Origin of the sequence: Paraburkholderia sp. PGU19, assembly GCF_013426915.1 — a bacterium.
In the GTDB taxonomy this organism is placed as follows: Bacteria; Pseudomonadota; Gammaproteobacteria; order Burkholderiales; family Burkholderiaceae; genus Paraburkholderia.
The window spans coordinates 765,655-784,561 of the sequence record NZ_AP023182.1; the positions used below are offsets into that span (position 1 = coordinate 765,655).

Annotated in this window: 16 protein-coding genes; 10 read left to right on the forward strand and 6 right to left on the reverse strand. The window is 60.1% G+C overall.

What is annotated here, in order from left to right:
- Positions 1-2: 2 nt before the first annotated feature.
- Genes H1204_RS43880 through H1204_RS43900 form a run of 5 tightly spaced genes read left to right on the forward strand, consistent with a single transcriptional unit; the run spans position 3 to position 5,831 of the window.
- Positions 3-1,049: an amidohydrolase family protein gene (locus H1204_RS43880; RefSeq protein ID WP_180735255.1), complete on the forward strand. Its 1,047-nt coding sequence runs from the start codon at positions 3-5 to the stop codon at positions 1,047-1,049.
- Positions 1,046-2,326, forward strand: a complete 1,281-nt coding sequence (locus H1204_RS43885; RefSeq protein WP_180735256.1) for an MFS transporter — start codon at positions 1,046-1,048, stop codon at positions 2,324-2,326. Before H1204_RS43880 ends, H1204_RS43885 begins: the two co-directional genes overlap by 4 nt.
- Positions 2,323-3,561 carry an MFS transporter gene (locus H1204_RS43890; RefSeq protein ID WP_180735257.1) on the forward strand — a complete coding sequence of 413 codons (1,239 nt, stop codon included), beginning with the start codon at positions 2,323-2,325 and terminating at the stop codon, positions 3,559-3,561. Before H1204_RS43885 ends, H1204_RS43890 begins: the two co-directional genes overlap by 4 nt.
- Before the next feature lie 12 nt (positions 3,562-3,573).
- Positions 3,574-4,896 carry an MFS transporter gene (locus tag H1204_RS43895; RefSeq protein ID WP_180735258.1) on the forward strand — a complete coding sequence of 441 codons (1,323 nt, stop codon included), beginning with the start codon at positions 3,574-3,576 and terminating at the stop codon, positions 4,894-4,896.
- Positions 4,897-4,898: 2 nt separating this feature from the next.
- Positions 4,899-5,831 (forward strand): amidohydrolase family protein, encoded by a 933-nt coding sequence (locus tag H1204_RS43900; RefSeq protein ID WP_180735259.1) that lies wholly within the window; start codon positions 4,899-4,901, stop codon positions 5,829-5,831.
- A 935-nt stretch (positions 5,832-6,766) separates the two neighbouring features.
- Here the strand turns inward: H1204_RS43900 and H1204_RS43910 are convergent.
- From H1204_RS43910 to H1204_RS43920, 3 genes are all read right to left on the reverse strand, one after another.
- Entirely contained in the window at positions 6,767-6,943 is a 177-nt protein-coding gene (locus tag H1204_RS43910; RefSeq protein WP_180735261.1) for a hypothetical protein, read from the reverse strand.
- On the reverse strand, positions 6,940-8,271 hold the full coding sequence (locus H1204_RS43915) for a DUF3422 domain-containing protein (RefSeq protein WP_180735262.1): 1,332 nt from the start codon (positions 8,269-8,271) through the stop codon (positions 6,940-6,942). Before H1204_RS43915 ends, H1204_RS43910 begins: the two co-directional genes overlap by 4 nt.
- Before the next feature lie 577 nt (positions 8,272-8,848).
- On the reverse strand, positions 8,849-9,610 hold the full coding sequence (locus tag H1204_RS43920) for an LLM class flavin-dependent oxidoreductase (RefSeq protein ID WP_346015802.1): 762 nt from the start codon (positions 9,608-9,610) through the stop codon (positions 8,849-8,851).
- A gap of 65 nt (positions 9,611-9,675) precedes the next feature.
- Between H1204_RS43920 and H1204_RS43925 the strand changes: the two genes are divergently transcribed.
- The 4 genes from H1204_RS43925 (at position 9,676) to H1204_RS43940 (ending at position 13,826) form a co-directional block, all read left to right on the forward strand.
- Entirely contained in the window at positions 9,676-10,590 is a 915-nt protein-coding gene (locus tag H1204_RS43925; protein WP_180735263.1) for a LysR family transcriptional regulator, read from the forward strand.
- Positions 10,591-10,794: 204 nt separating this feature from the next.
- Positions 10,795-11,784, forward strand: a complete 990-nt coding sequence (locus H1204_RS43930) for a zinc-dependent alcohol dehydrogenase family protein (protein ID WP_180735264.1) — start codon at positions 10,795-10,797, stop codon at positions 11,782-11,784.
- Between the two features lie 303 nt (positions 11,785-12,087).
- Entirely contained in the window at positions 12,088-12,963 is an 876-nt protein-coding gene (locus H1204_RS43935) for an MBL fold metallo-hydrolase (protein ID WP_180735265.1), read from the forward strand.
- Positions 12,964-13,109: 146 nt separating this feature from the next.
- Entirely contained in the window at positions 13,110-13,826 is a 717-nt protein-coding gene (locus tag H1204_RS43940) for a helix-turn-helix domain-containing protein (protein WP_243469002.1), read from the forward strand.
- Positions 13,827-14,197: 371 nt separating this feature from the next.
- On the opposite strand, the gene H1204_RS43945 is transcribed toward H1204_RS43940, so the two are convergent.
- The 3 genes from H1204_RS43945 to H1204_RS43955 form a co-directional block, all read right to left on the reverse strand.
- Positions 14,198-15,514 carry an MFS transporter gene (locus H1204_RS43945; RefSeq protein WP_180735267.1) on the reverse strand — a complete coding sequence of 439 codons (1,317 nt, stop codon included), beginning with the start codon at positions 15,512-15,514 and terminating at the stop codon, positions 14,198-14,200.
- A gap of 99 nt (positions 15,515-15,613) precedes the next feature.
- A complete protein-coding gene (locus tag H1204_RS43950; protein ID WP_180735268.1) occupies positions 15,614-16,534 on the reverse strand; it encodes an aldolase/citrate lyase family protein in 921 nt (306 codons plus the stop codon).
- Positions 16,535-16,580: 46 nt separating this feature from the next.
- The gene (locus H1204_RS43955) at positions 16,581-17,807 is read right to left on the reverse strand and encodes a Zn-dependent hydrolase (RefSeq protein WP_243469116.1); all 1,227 of its coding nucleotides are present in this window, start codon (positions 17,805-17,807) and stop codon (positions 16,581-16,583) included.
- A gap of 153 nt (positions 17,808-17,960) precedes the next feature.
- On the opposite strand from H1204_RS43955, the gene H1204_RS43960 reads away from it, so the two are divergent.
- Positions 17,961-18,902 carry a LysR family transcriptional regulator gene (locus H1204_RS43960; RefSeq protein WP_180735270.1) on the forward strand — a complete coding sequence of 314 codons (942 nt, stop codon included), beginning with the start codon at positions 17,961-17,963 and terminating at the stop codon, positions 18,900-18,902.
- Positions 18,903-18,907 lie beyond the last annotated feature (5 nt).

The window sequence follows — 18,907 nt, forward strand, 5'->3', positions numbered from 1 at the left end:
TCATGCAGATCGTCCATGCGCCTCATTTGCCCGTTCGGCCTGAGTGGCTCGCGCTTCGCGACGAGCCGGTGCTCGAACCGGCGCTTGCCATCGTCGATGCGCATCATCACCTGTGGGATCGCCAGAGCGGGCGATATCTCGCGGATGAGTTCGGCAAGGATGTGGCCAGCGGGCATCGCGTCGTGTCGACGGTCTACGTGCAATGCCGCTCGATGTTGCGCGAGCACGGTCCGGATGCGATGAAGCCCGTTGGCGAAGTGGAGTTCGCCAACGGCATCGCCGCGATGTTCGCGAGCGGTGCGCACGGGCCGGCGCGCTGCTGCGAGGCGATCGTCGGCGGCGCGGATCTGACGTTGGGCGCGGAACTTGATGCCGTGCTCGAAGCGATGCTGCAGGTATCCGGCGGGTGCTTGCGGGGCATCCGCAATCCGCTCGCGTGGCATGCGAGCCCCGAGGTGAGTTCGAGCCCGGTGACGCCGCCGCGCGACCTGATGGCGAATCCGGCTTTCCGGCAGGGTGTCGGGGCGCTCGGCCGCTTCGGTTTGTCGCTCGACGCGTGGGTCTATCACACGCAACTCGACGACCTTTATGAACTCGCACGTGCGGCGGACCACGTGACTGTCGTCATCGATCATTTTGGCGGCCCGCTGGGCGTGGGTCCGCATGCCGGTCAGCGTGCGGCTGTTCATGCCGAGTGGAAACAGAAACTCGCGCGCCTTGCGAGCCTGCCCAACACGCGCATCAAGCTCGGCGGCGCGGGCATGAATGTGTTCGGCTTCGACTTCGCGACGCGCGAGCGTCCGCCGTCGTCGGAGGAACTGGCCTCCGCGTGGCGCCCATACTTCGACATCTGCATCGAACTGTTTGGCGTGGATCGCTGCATGTTCGAAAGCAACTTTCCCGTCGACAAAGGGATGTTCAGTTACGGCGTGCTGTGGAACGCCTTCAAAAGACTCGCGTCCGCAATGTCCGTCGATGAAAAAGCCGCGCTCTTCAGCCGGACTGCGGCGGCCACTTATCGACTCGCGATTCCTGGAGACAACACATGAAGACGAGCGCAACTGTTGCGGCAACCGAATTCAAGAATGGCGCTGAGGCCAAAGGATTAAGGAACATCACGGGCACCGAGTGGCGCTCGCTGTCACTAGCGGGACTCGGCTGGACGTTCGAAAGCTATGACTCGTTCCTGCTTTCGCTTCTGCTGCCGACGCTTGCTCTTCAGTTCGGGTTGAGCAAGGCGCAACTCGGGCTGTTCACGAGCATCACAGCGGCCGGGCAGATCATCGGCGGCATTCTGTTCGGCTATGTGTCGGACCGGTTGGGGCGCGTGCGCACCGCGCTGCTCTGCGTCGGGATTTATTCGCTGTTCTCGGGGCTGATTGCGTTTGCACCGAACGAGCACTGGTTCGCGACGTTGCGCTTCTTCGGCGCGTTGGGCATGGGCGGCACCTGGACGGCGGGCGCCGCGCTCATTGCCGAGACGTGGCACGCGAGCCGACGCGGCAAGGGCGGCGCACTGATGCAGATGGGGTTGCCTATCGGCGCGATTCTCGCCATCACCATCTCGGGCATCGTCAGCGGCGTGAACGATGGGCTTGGCGGAAACAGCTGGCGGCTGCTTTTTCTGATCGGTGCGTCGCCGTTTTTCATCCTCTTCTGGGTCGCAAGAAAAACGCCTGAATCGCCGCTCTGGCTGGAGCGCAAGCAAGCAACGTCGTCGGTTCAGCATGTGGGCGCGGCGAGCAGCGACAAGCTCAATGTGCGTGGACTGCTGACGGCGTTCGGATTCATCTTCTTTTTGCAATACCTTTACTGGGGCGTCTTCACGTGGACACCGACGTTTCTCGTCACGGTGAAGCATCTCGACTTCGTGCATAGCCTGAAGTTCGTGCTTGCGCTGCAGTTCGGCGCGATCAGCGGGTTTCTGCTGTTTTCGGCATTCGTCGACCGGCTCGGCCGACGGCCGATGTTCCTCGCCTATCTGCTGGTCGGGGCTGCCGCCGTGGGCGTGTACATCCTGTCGTCGGACGCGCTATTGCTGATGGCCGCGATCTTTCTGACCGGCTTTAGCGTGAACGGCATTTTCGCGGGGGCAGGTCCGTTCCTGGCGGAGATCATCGGCAACACGGCATCGCGCGGATTTCTGATGGGCCTCGCATATAACGGCGGCCGTCTTGGCGGCTTCATCGCACCGTTGATCATCGGTGCGCTGGCGTCGACGTCGGGCGGATTCGCGCTGGGACTCGCGACGACGATCGTCGCGTTCATCGCCGCCGCCGTGGTTGTGTTTTCCGCGCCCGAAACGCGCGGCAAGGCGCTGTCGTGACGACGGCGGCACAACCCAGCTTTGTCAGCAGACTGTTTCCGGCCCTTGCTGAGGCATCGCTGCGACGATATCTGAGCGGGCAGGTCGCGTCCGTACTAGGAAGCTGGACGCAGAACGTCACGCTGAACCTGCTCGTGTATCACCTGTCGGGGTCCGCGGCGATTCTCGCGCTGCTCAACTTCCTGCTGTACGGGCCGCAACTGATCGTCGCGCCGCTGGCCGGCTCGCGGATCAGTTCGGCCAACGCGAAGTGCGCGACGCTGTGCGTGCTCACGACGTCGCTGGTACTGACGGGCAGTCTTTTCACGTTATCGATGCTCGGTGTACTCGGCGTGAAACTGATACTCGCGCATGCGCTCGCCATCGGCGTGTCGAGCGCGGTCGAGACGCCCGCGCGCCAGGTCCTGCTGCTCACGAGCCTGGAAGATCCGTCGCATACGTCGAACGCCGTCGCGATGAACACGATGGTCTATAACGTCGGCCGCATGGTCGGTCCGACCGTTGCGGGCTTCGTCTATCCAACACTCGGGCCCAGAACATCGTTTGTGATTTATGCGTTGGCGCTGTGCTTCATGGCGACGTGCGTGCGTTCGATCAGAACGGCCTCAACGACGCGGCCGGCGCGTGCGGACAGCAGCCTGCGCGACGCGGTTGGCTACGTGATGTCCGATGCGTTCTCCGCACGTTATCTGCCGATTCTCGCGTGCGTCGGTCTGTTCGCCGGCAGCTATCAGACGCTCGTGCCGCTGCTCGCAGACCAGGGGTTTCACGACGCGGCTCGCTTTACCGGCGTGTTCTTCGCGTGCGCCGGCGCGGGTTCGTTGAGCGCGGCGGTGTTGTTGTCGTCGGCGATCGGCCCGTTGGCATCGCGAAGATTCATCGCGTGGGCGCCGTGGACGGCTGTCGTCGCCCTCGCGTTGCTCGCCGCGACGTCCGACTCGGCAGCCACGATACCGGCGTTTTACGCACTCGGCTTCAGCCTCACTTTCGCGGCCACGTCGACGAACGCGACCATCCAGCGGCAATGCCCGGAACACGTGCGCGGCGGGCTCGTCGGCATGTATGGAATGGCCTACAACGGCACGATGCCATTCGGCTATCTGCTCGTCGGCACCGCGTCCGAAGCGTTAGGCGTGCGGCACACGTTCGCAGCCATGGCGGTGGTGCTCGCCAGCGGCGTCATCGCCGTCATTGCGTGGCAACGATTCACGAATCAGCGCGCAGGCGCACAATAAACGGAGACGACGATGCAAACTGGATTCATGGACAAGTCCGAGATCGAGCGCCGGACCATACGAAAGGTCGTCTGGCGACTCATTCCCTTTCTGATGGTGTGCTACCTGCTTGCCTTTATCGACCGGGGCAACGTGGGCATGGCGTCCCTGCAGATGAATCACGACCTTGGCATGTCGGCAAAGGTCTTCGGCTTCGGCAGCAGCCTGTTCTTCATTTCCTACTTCTTTTGCGAGGTGCCGAGCAATCTCGCGCTGCAAAAATACGGCGCGCGAATCTGGATTGCCCGGATCATGATTACGTGGGGCATCGTGTCGGCCGCGACGGCGCTCGTGCATAACGCGACGACGTTCTACCTCCTGCGCTTCCTGCTTGGCGCCGCCGAGGCAGGCTTCTTCCCGGGCGTGCTGCTCTATCTGTCGTACTGGATTCCGGCGTCGTACCGTGCTCGCATCGTTGCGACCTTCATGGTCGCGATTCCGGCCGCGAGCTTCATCGGCTCACCGATCTCGGCGCTGCTCTTGCAGATGGACGGCTTCTGGGGTTTGCGCGGATGGCACTGGCTGTTCATTCTCGAGGGCATTCCGACGGTGCTGCTCGGCGTTGCCTGTCTGTTCCTGCTTACCAATAAGCCGGAGAACGCTAAATGGCTCGACGACGACGAACGGACATGGCTCGTCAATGCGCTTGTCAGCGGGCACAAGGCGCCGAAGAAGGTGCCGTCGCTGCCGCTCGCACAACTGTTCCGCAATCGCTATGTGTTGTGTCTCGCTCTCGTCGATACGTGTGCGTCGGCGGCGGGCAGCACGCTGTCCGTGTGGCAGCCGCAACTGCTCAAGTCCTTTGGCCTGTCCGTCATGCAAACGGGCTTGCTGAACTCGGTTCCGTACGCAGTAGCTTCCGTGCTGATGGTCTACTGGGGCCGTCGCTCGGACCGGCTGGGCGAGCGCCGCTGGCACACCGTTGTGCCGATGCTGCTGATCGGCGTGGGCCTGTTCGCGACGTCGCTGAGCGGCTCACTGCTGCCGACGATCTGCATGCTGTGCGCGGTGCTCGTCGGCGCCTATTCGTTCAAAGGCCCGTTCTGGGCGCTGGCCACTGACATGCTGTCGAACAGCGCCGTGGCAGCAGGTCTCGCGACGGTCAATGCAATCGCGAATCTGCTCGGCGGCGGACTGATGGTGAACGTCTACGGATGGGTGAAGGATGCGACGGGAAGCTACGCGCTGGCATTGATGCCGCTCGCCATCCTCACGCTCGTGAGCGTCGCAACCCTGTTGCTGCTAACGCGCAATAGTTCGGCAAACCGTCTCGCTGGCAAGACGGAGACCATCTGAACATGAGAATCACAACAAGGCGCGAATTTCTCCAGGCTGCTGGCGCCGCGCTGATGTCTGCATCGCTGCCGACGCTGGTCGGTGCCGAAGAGTCGTGGTCGAGCGGCACGGAACGGCCGGCGTTCAGGTTACCGGAGGGTGCCATCGACTGTCACATGCATATCTACGACGATCGGTTCCCGGTTGCGCCAGGCACGACGTTGCGTCCGCCGAATGCGACGGTCGCGCAATACCGGCTCCTGCAGGCGCGCCTCGGCGTGAGGCGCAATGTGGTCGTCACGCCGTCGACCTATGGAACGGATAACCGCTGGACGTTGGCAGCCATCAGACAGTTCGGCGACAACGCGCGCGGCGTTGCCGTCATCGACAGTTCGGTGGGCGATGCTGAACTGCAGAACCTGGATCGCGGCGGCATACGCGCGATTCGCTTCAACCTGAGTTATCCGGGTGCGGCGACGCTCGACATGCTTGCGCCGCTTGCTGCGCGCATTGCGAATCTCGGCTGGCATATAGAACTGGTGGTGCAGGGCGCGAGGTTGCCGGAACTCGAGCGTCATCTGTCCGCGCTGCCTTGCCCGCTTGTCATCGACCATATCGCCCATGTTCCGCAGCCGGGCGGGCTGTCTTCGGACGCATTGCGCACCGCGCGGCGCCTGGTCGACAGAGGCAATACGTGGATCACGTTGTCAGGGCCGTACGTCGACAGCAAGACGGGCGCGCCCGCGTATGAAGACGTTGCGCCCGTCGCGAAAACGCTGATCGACATGGCACCGGAGCGGATGCTATGGGGCACCGACTGGCCCCACCCGACGCAGAAGACCGACAAGCCGGATGATGCGAGCTTGCTGGACACGATCGCGGGTTGGATCGGGCGGCCGGACTGGCAGTATCTGATATTCATCGACAACCCGGCGAAGCTGTACCGGTTTGCATAGCGCAGAGCAAATGTCGCGACGCGAGGGAATCGAAATGGCCATTTGGTCGCGCGCTCGCGGCGTTTCAGCGACTGCCAGACGACTGTTGCCTCAAGCTTGACGGTGCGCCGCTTCCGAACGTCCGCTCGAAACCGGCGGATTCAACCGATCGACGCAATAGTTTGATGGAATCGCGCCGCTGGACGGCGATGGGAACACGAGTCAATCGGTCCGCTATGGCGTTAGCTAACCGCCGGGAGCTTTCGCTGACACATCCGTCAAATAGATGCAACCGTGTCAAGGTTACTGATTATCACCGGCACTTACGTCCCAGCCTCTATTGCGTGAAACCGATGGCCAAGACGGCCGGGGAACTGGGCAAATTCCCCGGCTCGAAGCAACACTGATCGCGCTTCTAGCTTCAGTTCCATCTGGCCATTCGCGACGAAGGTCATTTGCTCGCCGCTGTGACAAGCATCGCTGCGCGCTTCTCCTTCCGAACTGAATCGGGCAATCAAGACCGTTGATCGTCATCATCGAGTAATGACCACCAGGTGCTCGCACGCATTGGTATCCGACACAAGTTCTGACTGGATTCGGCAGAGGTGCTTCAGCGAGAGCGCTTCTGCTGTTTCGCCGATCTCGATTCAGGAGTCAGACAGACATCGCCAATGTGTCATGGTTTAACACTGCAACTATTTTTCAAGGAAATCGCGTACCGCCCGGCGTAACAACACCCGGCGGTTTTTTTGGTACCACGACACTGCCCAGTGCCGCTTTCTCGAACAATGGTGACCGAGTCCCGGGTGCGGACATGCAGCGCGTGTGTCGCTCGAGTCGTATGTATCGCTCAATTTCCGGGTGCTTCGATCGCTAATTGAAGCGTGCCGTTAGCGGGATGCCACGTACCCTGGAAATCTACTGATCCCACTGCGTCCCGGGAGAGGGCCTCGACGCTAGTTGTAACCGAGTATCGCGGCTGTGGTGACATCGGGCCGGGCGTTCGGATCGCACGCCAGCGACATTGTTGGCTCTCGAAGCGCCAGAAAGTAGGACGAGACATGGCTGCGTTTTTCTTCTTCGGAAGAACGACGCATGTGCTCCTGCGTGTGGCTCATTTCGGGGTGCGTCATGGATGCTCCGGTTGATGTATCGGGGACGAATTCAATGGGTGCATGACGTATCTTCCGTCGCTCGCTTTATCCTTCGCGAGTCGACGTCGGGTGCGTCGTGTGATGGCAATTACGGCGAGAACCACCGGTCCAATCGCGATCCCTTCGGCGAGTTCAGGCTGAATCGGTATATCAAGCAGGTGCAACGCCTTAAACGCCGCGCCGGTCAGCGACAGTATGTAATAGGAAATCGCTGCTACCGATAGGCCTTCGACGGCGTGCTGCAAATGCAACTGGTTGCGCGCCGTCCGCTCCATTCCGGCGAGCAGGCGGGTAACGTCCTTCTCCTGTGCCAGATTGACCCGCGTGCGCAACAGATCGACGGCGCGTGCGATTCGGGCCGCGATCTGTTCGTGACGCGCCCAGACGCTGCGACATGTTTCCATCGCGGGAGCGAAGCGCCTCTCCATGAACTCCTGAATCGTCGGCATGCCCTCGATCCGCTCTTCCCGCAACTCCTGTATTCGGGCGAGAACTATTTTCTCGTATGCACGTGAAGCGCTGAAGCGTGCGCCGGATCCTGACAGGGATTCAAGACGAACCGCGAGATGTGTGAGCTTGACGAGCAGCTGCGAATCATCGCCGTCCGCGCCAGGCAAGTCCATGCTCTGCATCAGGGATTGAAGCGAGGCTTGAATCTCGTCCAGGTCCCTGCCCAGTTTTCGAGCGATTGGCAGTGCCAGCAGGGCCATCATCCGGTACGTTTCGATTTCATAGAGCCGCTGCAGCAGGCGCCCGCCCTGTTCCTCCCGAAAGCCCTCGTCGATAACGAGGAAACGCATGAAGCCATCCGCGCGCACATTCCAGTCGCAAAACGCCCGCCCTCCGCCGAGCACGCTGCTGCCTACGAGGATTGGGCCGTCGATCCACTGCGAGGGTGCTTCGCGGATCGTACGGGCATGGTCTCCTGACAGCAACTCCATGCGGCAGGCGACGAACCGGTTGCCAGCAATCTGCTCGAACCAGTTTGCGGGAATACCTTCAATTGCAACATCACTGAAGTAGTCAGCGTCATTTCGCGGAATGACGAATGTGAACGTGGAAAACTCTGTGTGACGCTCCCATTTCAAATGCCACCCAAACGACGACTGCACGGAATAATGCGTCATGCCATCCGCGGGAGGCGGGAGTCCAGAGTCACGGCACAACGCTCGCAATACCGTTTCGTGGATCGATGGATTGTGTTCCGCGTAGACGGCGTAGTGCGTCAGCGCGACAGACTCCGCCAGTTTGAGGAACGGGCGGGCATGCAGTTCTGCGGCCAGCTCGGCTCGCAGTGGATGATCCATGACCATTGTCTTCATGGGTTCGAGCTCAGGTTGCAGTTGATGCCGCGGCGCGGATCCTGGCGACAACTTTGGCAGAAGTACGTCAACAAGAGAATCTCATTGTTTTGATCGAAGGCTTCAGATTTTCTGATGCAGTTCCGGTCGAGCAACATGGGTCCACCCGACGATAAGGGCACTGATTGTCGGCTCTCGAGCAATTGCACGTCCCTGTCCCACCTGAGCTTGATGATGCGCTCGACACCGCGCGCAGGTATCAAAAACAGCTGTAGGGCCGCACCCGCCAGAACCCCGGTGCGCGCTATCGGTCTAGGCAGCTTCAGAACCTGGGATACGTAGGTCAGACTGAATGTGGCGACCATCGCGTACAACACGTCGCTTCCTATGCACACACCGCCCGCCACCAGCAGGCTTCCGAGATGCGATTCAAATACTTCCCGAACCGGACGTTCTGCTCGGGCAAACTCTCCGCTCGATTTGCACTTGCTGTTGGCTCAGTGACGGCGCGTCGGATCGACATGCCTACGAATACCAGGATCACGCTTAGAACGAATGGGATACCCCACCCCAATTCGCAAACTCATCTGAATTCGTGACGGTCGTCACAATCCATAACGTGCCGGCTGCCAGAAGCCCTGGGCAGCAGGTTGAGGCCGCCGTCCAACCGCCCAGAGTGTTGCGTGGCAATGCGAGGGAAATCCGTCTCCGTCAGACATCGAACCACCTCGAAGGCTTCCTGATAGCGTGAAGCGCGCGAGTCAAAGTCAATATTCAACGCAGGGTACTCCGCCGGTCGGTCGCCCGAGGCCAACCCGAGAAGGAGGCGTCCATTCGTCAAGACGTCGGCGCTCGCCACTTGTTTGGCGAGGTGCATCGAATCTCTCAACGGAGCCACGATGCCTGCGGTACCGAGCGCGATGTTTCGCGTGACCGCGGCAAGAAACCCAAGATAGACGAAGGGGTCCAGCATCTGGCCTGCATCTCCAAAACTGGGGTCGTAGAAGAGCACGTCTCGCAGCCAGATGGTCGCAAAGCCGGCTTCGTCTATCGCACGGGCAGGGTGTTCGTGGTCTTTCAACGTCGGGCTAGCGCTGTTCGGGTACCCCTCAAGCGGAGCAATGACCCCGAGCGTCAGCTTGCCGGGCTGAAACGTCCTCGAAAATCCCGAGTGGGTGCCAGACGCGGCCCCCCCCTGGATTGAACATCTGGATGGCGGTCGGTGAGCATGTTGAACGACTGAAGAGTGTGAGGTTTCGGTTATGTGCTGGAGAAACCCCAGCCGCTGTTCGTGTGATTGTTCGCCTCTCCGCCGCCGCGATAAATAAGCTAGGATTGAATGAATTGTTGCCTGTCAGGCGAACAATACTGATAGCAGTCTGTCGGGCTGGACACCGCTCAGAGGGATCCATGGAATTTCTGCAAGCAATGAAAGTCTTCAGCGCAGTCGCTGAACTGGGTAGCTTCACACATGCTGCTGAAGTGCTTCAGGTCGGACGTCCGCATGTCACGCGCTACATCCAGGAACTGGAGGCAACCCTCGGGGTCCGACTGTTCCAGCGCACGACGCGGAGCGTGAAACTGACGGCTGAGGGCGACCAGTTCTTTGCGCGAGCAGAAGAAATTCTTGCCAGCGTCAACGATGCAACCTCAATGTTCAATCAGACTGGCGAGACAGTGCTGGGCCGGTTGCGTATTGACCTCCCAGCCGCGTTTTCTCAACAAAAGTTTCTGGACCGGCTGCGCGAATTCAACCGCCTGTACCCGGGCCTCGAGCTTGTACTCGGCGTGACCGACCGGGCCGTTGACCTGGTCGCCGAGGGAGTCGATTGTGCTTTGCGAATCGGAGAGCTTCCCGATTCGAGCCTTGTTGGACGTAGGGTGGGAGCGGCCGTCATGCTGACATGTGCTTCGCCTGGATATCTGGAGGAACGCGGCACTCCGCTGAATCTTTCTGACCTCACAGCGCATCGACGGGTCAACTTTCTATCGGGTCACGACAACCGCCCATTGACCTGGCGCTTCTGCGACAACGGCGAGGAAACCTCGGCCACCTTTCACTCCAGCATCAGCGTAAACGAGTCGAACGCCTACGTTCACTGCGGCGTGGCTGGATTCGGGCTGATACAGACTCCGGGGATACTGGTTGAGGAACATCTGGCGTCGGGGCAACTCGTTGAAGTCCTGGCCTCATACAGACCGACACCATGGCCAGTATCGTTGCTCTATCCGAGCCGAACCTACGTGGCGTCACGCGTGAAGGTCTTCACGCAGTGGCTTTCTGAGGAGCTTGCTACATTCAATCAAACCTGGCTCGTACCCTAAGGTCGCGGTTCGAAGTTGACCCACAAAAGTTCATCACCACGACGATTTGACTGGTACAGATGGTTATGGATTGTTGCTCAAGAATGCAACAGTCAATTGCCCGCCGTTTCGTTTATCGATTCCCGTCGTCCTCCTACAGTGTCATACATCTGCCGGCTGCCATCACTTCAGCAGGCGGCATCCAAGACATTTCGAGGTCAAGTCATGACAAGAGTAGTTCGCTTTCATCAAACCGGCGGTCCGGAGGTGCTTCAGTTTGACGACGTCGAGGTGACATCGCCCCAATCTGGCGAGGTTCAGATTCGCGTCAAGGCTCTCGGTATCAATCGCGCAGAAGTTATGTACCGCACGGGCAAGTACGTCATCGGCCCTCAGTTTCCGGCAAAGCTCGGTTATGAGGCTTCCGGCGAAGTCGTTGCCGTCGGCGCGAACGTGACCGGCTTTGCGACCGGCGACCTGGTCAGCGTTATCCCCGCGTTCTCGTTCGCCGAGTACGGCATGTATGGCGAAGTCGTGAACGCACCGGCGCACGCTGTAGTGAAGAATCCGGCGAACGTGACTCACGAGGAGGCGGCAGCCACCTGGATGATGTTTGTCACCGCATACGGCGCGCTGATTAACTACGGCAACCTGACCAGTGCGGACACGGTCATCATCGGTGCAGCGACCAGTAGCGTCGGGCTTGCTGCCATCCAGGTCGCGAAGATGGTCGGAGCGAAGACCGTTGCATTGACACGAAGCGCGGAAAAGGAAGGAACTTTGCGAGCGTGCGGTGCCGACCACGTTCTGCTGTCGGATATGCCGGACCTGACGGAATACATCATGGGCGTCACGGGCGGAAAAGGTGCTCGCATCGTCTTTGACCCAGTCGGTGGGCCGAATGCCCGAAACATCCTGCGCGCAATGTCACGCGGCGGAATCTACTATCAGTACGGCGCTCTGGACTCCCGCGATATTCCGGTGCCGGTGATGGACATTCTGACGAAGCACCTGGTCCTTCAAGGTTACGAGTTGTTCGAGATTACCCAGGATGCTCAGAAACTTGAGCAGGCTAAGGCGTTCATCTCCGAAGGCCTGTCCTCCAAGGCGCTCCGTCCTGTCATCGACCGGGTATTCCGCTTCGAGGAGATTGCCGAGGCTCATCGGTACATGGAAGCCGGCAATCAGGTTGGCAAGATTGTCGTTACGCTGTAGTCGCCACGCGACCTTCCTCGAAGTTTGTAGATTCCACGCTCGGCCGGTGACTTCGAGGAAAGCGAAGGCGCGATACATGCCGCCGGAGCTTGCCGTTCCAGGGCGACAGTCGGGTCATCGTGAAAGACCGTGGTTCGATGAAGGCACCTTCGGTCGAGGCCTCGCACCTGCCTCCGACCTGAGCGGTCTTGAGCAGTTGACGAAGCAAGTTGAGCGATTCGGGCGGGGAACTGTAATTAAGCTGCTCGGGAGCGAGCCACGAGTGCTCGCAGACCACATCTCCTATCAGGTTTAGAGGTATTCATGAGTTCTCGAGCTAAATTCCAGGCACCTGCCGTTATCCGAAAGACGGTTGGGGACATGACTGTCACCATGTTGAGTGACGGCTATCTCGATGTATCGTTTGAATTGCTTGACGGCATCGATGCAGCCAAGGCGGAAGCGTTGCTTGAGCAACGCGGCGCTTCGCCATTGCCCCGGATGAACATCAATGTCTACGTTGTGGAAAGTGCGGACCGAACAATCCTGATCGACAGCGGTGCGGGCGGCATCAACGGGTGGGGCGGACGACTCCAGGTCGCGCTCGCGGCTGCCGGCATCGATCCGCTCCAGATCGACACGATTCTATTGACGCATGCACACCCGGACCACATCGGCGGACTGGCCGGACCGCTGCAGACTCCGGTGTTCAGGAACGTGCGACAGCTGTTTGTCCACGAGAAGGAATTGGCATTCTGGCGCGATGAAGGAATCTATGCGAGCGCACCTGACGGTTTCCGCCCGTTCTTCGATGTCGCACGAAACGCATTCAACGCATACGGCGAGAAGCTGGTGCCGTTCCATCAAGAAGCGATATTGCCAGGTATTCAGACGGTTCCACTTTTCGGACATACTCCTGGACATACGGGATATCTCTTGGGAAACGGCTCAGACGCATTGCTGATATGGGGAGATATCGTCCATTTTCCGCACGTTCAACTAGCGCGACCTGATGTCACGATTGCTTTCGACAGTGACCCGGCGCTGGCCGCGCATACACGCGGGAAACTGCTCGACAGAGTAGTTGCCGACAAGCTATCAATCAGTGGCATGCACTTTAATTTGCCGACAACCGCCTCGGTTCAGCGTGACGGTAACGCTTACATCCTGAACTATGACATGTGGTCGCCTGCTGTCTGACGTACTCGGTAATGTGGGGGCGCTGCATGCGGACAGAAAGCGCATCAAAGAAATCGTCGAGTGAGTTGCTTGAGGACTTGTTGAGCCTGGCAAGGTCCCGGGATTCTCTGCCATGTGATTGCTTGCGCTCCGTTCAAGCCCATCAAGTGAAGAAGTACGAAGTCGATGGCGCGACGCTTTCTTTCCCTCTGCTGGGACATTTCAGATGCAGGGACCAGGGTGGCTGGCTGCGTGTGTGCGCAGGAGATATTTTGATAGTTCCTAACGCGCGGAGTATCGATATCGAGTACATCCCCGACCAGGAGCACCATGAATTCGTCGCGCTCAGCGTGGTTCTCGCCGAGGAGCAACTTGAGGCTGCCCGATTGCTGCTGTCGGTTCCCCCGCCGCCTGAGACGGGCGGTATCGCAGCCGTACCGGTCGAGAACTTTCTTGAACCACTTACCCGTTGGACACGCGCTATGCGTGACGGAAATCGCCCTCTCTCATTACACGCGATGGTGGAAGTGGTCCTGCGGCTTTTTGAGAGTGGACACTCAGGCTTACTCCATCCGCAAGCTCCCAGTCTGGCAATGAAAATCCGTAGGCTGGTGACGCAAGACCCGGCGCACAACTGGAATTCGACGGAAATCGAAGGCCTGACGGGTTTAAGTGGGCCTACCTTGCGCCGTCGGATGGCGGAGGAGTCAACGACGCTTCGGTCGGTGATTGCCGATGCGCGAACCTCCGAGGCCCTGCGCCTCCTGATGACGTCACACCTTCCAATAAAGACGGTGGCCGCGCGCGTTGGCTACAACTCGGTCGCAAGCTTTAGTCGGCAATTCGCGGAGCGTTATGGTACAGAGCCGTCCCAATTCAGGTGAAGAAGTCCGCTGTGTGCCGTTCACGGGTAGCGCGCGGTTGGACGGCACGGCTACTGGAGATTCGGCAACTCAACGTAGCACGGCCACGCTAGCGAGTCAGTGAGATATCGATACGCGTTGCGCGTGGCGGGCAGGAGCCCCCCACATCCAGTGTCAGCGATCGAAGCCTAAAATCAGCGTGCCACGCCTCGCTCATATGAGAACATCACGTGTTCAGATCAACGGCACCGAGCAGCTGATGTCCACTGTGTTGCTCGAACGGGCGGCCGCCCGGCGAGCCATTGACAGACATACCACTAGATATTGCTTTTTGCATATGCAGACCGTTGTAGCAGCGACCAGTCTACGCCCGACGATGCATTACCTACGGTTCAAGAGTTCGCGGCAATGGCACCGTGGAGTGTACTGATCTGATTTCGTTTGTATCGCCCGAGCCCGACGATTCCCACAAGTGAGATAGCCGACAGCAACGAGAAGAATGCTGCAAGCGGTAACCACTCTCCGTTGTATCGCTGCGCGAGGATTGTTCCAAGCAATGGCGTCGTTCCGCCTGCGATCATCGTGCAGAGCTGGTAGGCGATCGAGATTCCCGAATAACGCACACGAGTGGGAAATGCCGGCGTGATGAAGCCTGCGATCACAGCATAGATTGCTGACAGGGTGACAACAGTGAACGAGATCCCTACGACGATGGCAACGGGATTCATGGTTTTGACCAGCAGGAACATCGGGTAAGGCGTGAGCATCGACAATGCAGCCGCACAGGTGAGAAAGCGGACCTCGCCGAAACGCTGCGCGAGCAGCGCAGAGACCGGTTGCGATAGTAGCTGGATGATGGTGACGATGAACAGGCAATCGAGAATGAATGACTTCGACATGCCGAGGTAGCTCGTCACGTACGAAATCATGAACGTGTTCGTGAAGAAGAAACCGGCGGACCCGATCGTCGTCGCCATCGCGGCGAGCAGTATCGGATACCACGCAGTGCGCAGCACTTCTGCAACGGGGTTCTTCGCGACGGTATTGCTATTACGCACGCGCTCAAATTCGGGCGATTCCTTCACGCCAAGCCGGATAACAATACCGATCATCAGCAGCGCGAAGCTCACGAGGAAGGGCAGGCGCCAGCCCCATGAAACGAAGCTGTCGTGATCGAGCGACGTGACGAGCCGAAACGCGATCAGCGACAGAATCAGCCCGGCAGGGCTGCCCATCTGCGGAAATGACGCGAAGAATGTCTTGCGCCCTTGCGGCGCATGTTCGCTCGCCATCAGCACCGCGCCGCCCCATTCGCCGCCGACGGCAATCCCCTGCAATATGCGCAACACGACCAGCAGAATCGGCGCCCAGATGCCGATCGTCGCATAGCCCGGTAACAGACCAATGCCTGTCGTCGCGATGCCCATCAGGAACATCGTCACCACCAGCATCTTCTTTCGCCCGATCCTGTCGCCGAGATGGCCGAAGACTGCGCCGCTCAATGGTCGCGCGACGAAGCCGACGAAGAAGGTCGCAAACGATGCCATCGTGCTGACGAAGTGATTGCTGCCTGGAAAGAACACCTCACCGAGCACGAGTGCAGCGGCTGTTGCATACGTGTAGTAATCGTAGAACTCGACGGCAGTGCCGATGAAAGCCGCTGTCGCGGCGCGCACAGGCTGATGGGTGCTGGATGTGAGATTTGACATGGGCGTTCTATGGCGCTGTCGATTGAGTTCGGCGAGTGGGGTGTCTCTTTATCGGTCGCCGAATTGGATTCGTACAATTCGGGTTTTTTATTGGCTGTATTAATGGCGCTTATGCTCGGCCAAACGAGATGTCGCGGCAGCCTGGTTTGCCGCTTCGTATCGTTCGAGCGTCCTGCGCGCGTTGTTCGCCTCGGGCGCGTCGATCCAACCCATTGCGCCCGTGATGCAGGTCGACTGTTGCGCACGATGCGCGTCAAGCAGCATCTGTGCGGCTAACGCGTCCTCAGAGGAAGGCGTCAACGCACGATGGATCGCATCGATATGCTCGACGAACACCGCGCACTTCGAGCGAAATCCGAGTTGCGTGGATCGCTCCATGTCGCGCAAAAGAACAGCGTCAGCGCGATACGTGCAGGGCAGATCGATTGGATGACAGCCTGCTGCGATGGTATCGAGCAGGAAGCGGCCGCGTGCATGCAGCAGTTCGTCTCCACCTTGTGTGCGGCGCGCGCCCAGACTTGCGGCGAGATCTTCGGACGCGAGCATGCAGTAACGGATGCGAGGGCTCGACGCCAGCAGGGCAGCGAGACGCGCCAATCCCGCTGCCGATTCGATGGTCGGCACGATTTCCGTCGCGCCATCTGCGATTCCGTAGCGTTGTTCTAGCGCGCCCAGGTGCGCGTCGAGTGCGGCGAGTTGTTCGGGCGTCTCGGTGTGCGGCAGGAAGATCGCATGCGGTCGGCCCGACATCACGCCTTCGAGATCGGCGAGGCCATCGTGCTCCAGCCGGTTGATCCGCACCGCGCCGAGCGCACTGCAACTATTCATCGTATCGAGTAGCGCGACGATCAGTTCACGCGCGCGTGGGCGCGCCGGTGGCGTGGTCATCTCCTCGAGGTCCACGACGATCACGTCGGCGTTGGATCGCAATGCAGCCGTGTGTGCAGCAGAATCGGCGCCCGGTACGAAGAGCCAGGTGCGCCGCAGGGCAGCGAGCGTACGTAGCGGGTAAGTCGTCACGATAGTTCCTTTTTGGTTTTCGGTGGACATATGCCAGATGGCAACGCTACGCGCGTCCCGCGCGAGCCAGCATCGCGTGCAGGAGTACGTCCGCGCCGCGCGCGACATCTTCCGGCAACGCGTCTTCCGCCTCGTTATGACTCAAACCGTCGACGCAGGGAATGAAGATCATCGCGGTCGGGCAGTGCTTGGCCAGATGGATAGCGTCGTGGCCCGCGCCGCTCACGATGCGCTGATTCACATATCCCAGTTCGCTCACCGCCTCCTGCACAGCGTCGATGCACGCGGGATCGAACGGGGTCGACGGACTGACCCAATGCTGCGTGATATCGATCGTCAGGCCACGACGTGCGGCGGTTGCTTCAAAGCGTGTGCGCACAGCCGCTTCCATTTCTTCGATTGCGGCATCGCTGGGGTTACGCAGGTCAACGGTGAACATCAGCTCACCGGCAATCGTGTTGCGCGACGCGTTGTGGATATGCCATTCGCCGATCGTCGCGAGCCCTTGCGGAAAAAAGTCGACGGCGATGGCTTCGAGTTCCGATGCCATGTCGGCGGCACCGAAGAGCGCGTCCTTGCGATACTGCATCGGCGTCGTGCCGGCATGCGCGGCGCGGCCTGTGACCCGCACGTCGAGCCAGCGGATCGCCTGGCCGCCCGTCACCACGCCGACGGGGACGCCTGCTTCTTCCAGCACCGGGCCTTGTTCGATATGCGCCTCGAAGTACGCATCGAACCGGTCGCCCGGCACCGCGCGCTCGCCTTGATAGCCGCTGGTAGCCAATGCGTCACTGAGCGTCACACCGTCGGCATCCTGAGTCCCGAGCGCGGTTTCGAGCGGCATCACGCCGGTAAAGGCGGCCGATCCGAGCATGGCGGGAGTGAAGCGCGCGCCTTCCTCGTTGGTCCAGACGACGATCTCGATGGGTTTGCGCGTGACGATATCCGCGTCGTTCAGCGTCCGCACGACTTCGAGCGCAGCGAGCACGCCGTAGACGCCATCGAAGCGTCCGCCTTCGGGCTGTGTATCGAGATGGCTGCCGCTTGCGACGGCGGCACCAGCCTCGCGGCCCTCACGCCGCGCAAACAGGTTGCCGACCCGATCGACGGACAGGGAGAGTCCCGCCTCGCGGCACCACGCGGCAAAGAGCGCGCGGCCTGCGGTATCTTCGCTCGTCAGCGCGAGACGGCGCACGCCGCCTTTTGCCGTTGCACCCACTTTCGCCATCTCCATGAGGCTCTGCCACAGCCGGTCTGCATTGATCTTCAGCATCATTCGGTTTCCTGATAGTCGGCTTGCGCTGCGTGCTGCGCGCGTGGCCATGTTCGTCATACCGTCTTTATCGAAAATTCAAAATAATTAGTCCAATTTCTAATTGTTATCCTGAGTATAATTTTGGCGAATACTTCGATCACGAGACTCGCGATGAGCAAAGACCGGCCCGATACCTATCTGAATGACCGTCTTGACTGGAACCTGCTGCGGACGTTTCTTGCTATCGCGCGCGAGAAGAGCGTGAGTCGAGCAGCCACGCGCCTGCATCTGACGCAGCCCGCCGTGAGCCAGGCGTTGCGGCGGCTCGAAGAGCAACTTGGGCTGCGTCTCGTCGATCGTCACGGGCCGCGTATCGAAGTCACGCAGGCGGGTGTCGAAGTGCAGAAGATTGCCGAGGAGATATACGGTACGGTCTCGCGGCTGTCGCTCGCGGATGTCGATCGTGATCACGATATTTCCGGCACAGTGCGTATCGCGGTGGTGAGCGGCATCGACTTTCCCGCCTATGACGACTTCCTTGCCGAGTTCCATCGGATCTACCCGCGCATCGAATTCGAGAGCCTTGTGATGCGCAGTGCCGATGTCGTCAACAGCCTGCAGCAGAAAGCGTCGACGCTTGGGCTGACGCCACGGCGCGCGTTGCCGAAACGCATCGAAGGACGCGTGTTTCTGCGTCAGCGGTACGCGCTGTTCTGCGGCAGGCATCATGCGCTGTATGGCCGCGATGGCCTGAGTGTTGCCGATCTCGCCGGCCAGCAGTTCGTGTCTTTCACGGGCGACAAGGTCGGCGATCATATGTCGCCGCTCACGATCTTTCGAGACGAAATGGGCTTCACGGGCCGCGTGATCGCTTCTTCGTCGAGCATGGCCGAAGTGAAACGCTTCATCTTTTCTGGGCTGGGCATCGGTTGTCTGCCTGAACACATCGTGAGCAGCGACATCGAGCAGGGCCGCTTTCAGCGGCTGCCGCCCGATGATGGCGTGGCTGACGTCGACGTCTACTTCCTTTGGTCGCAGGACCGCAAGCTCAGCGCCGCAGAAGCGGCGTTCGTCGCGGCGCTAAACAGGTTCATCGACGCCCGGGAAGCGTGATTCAA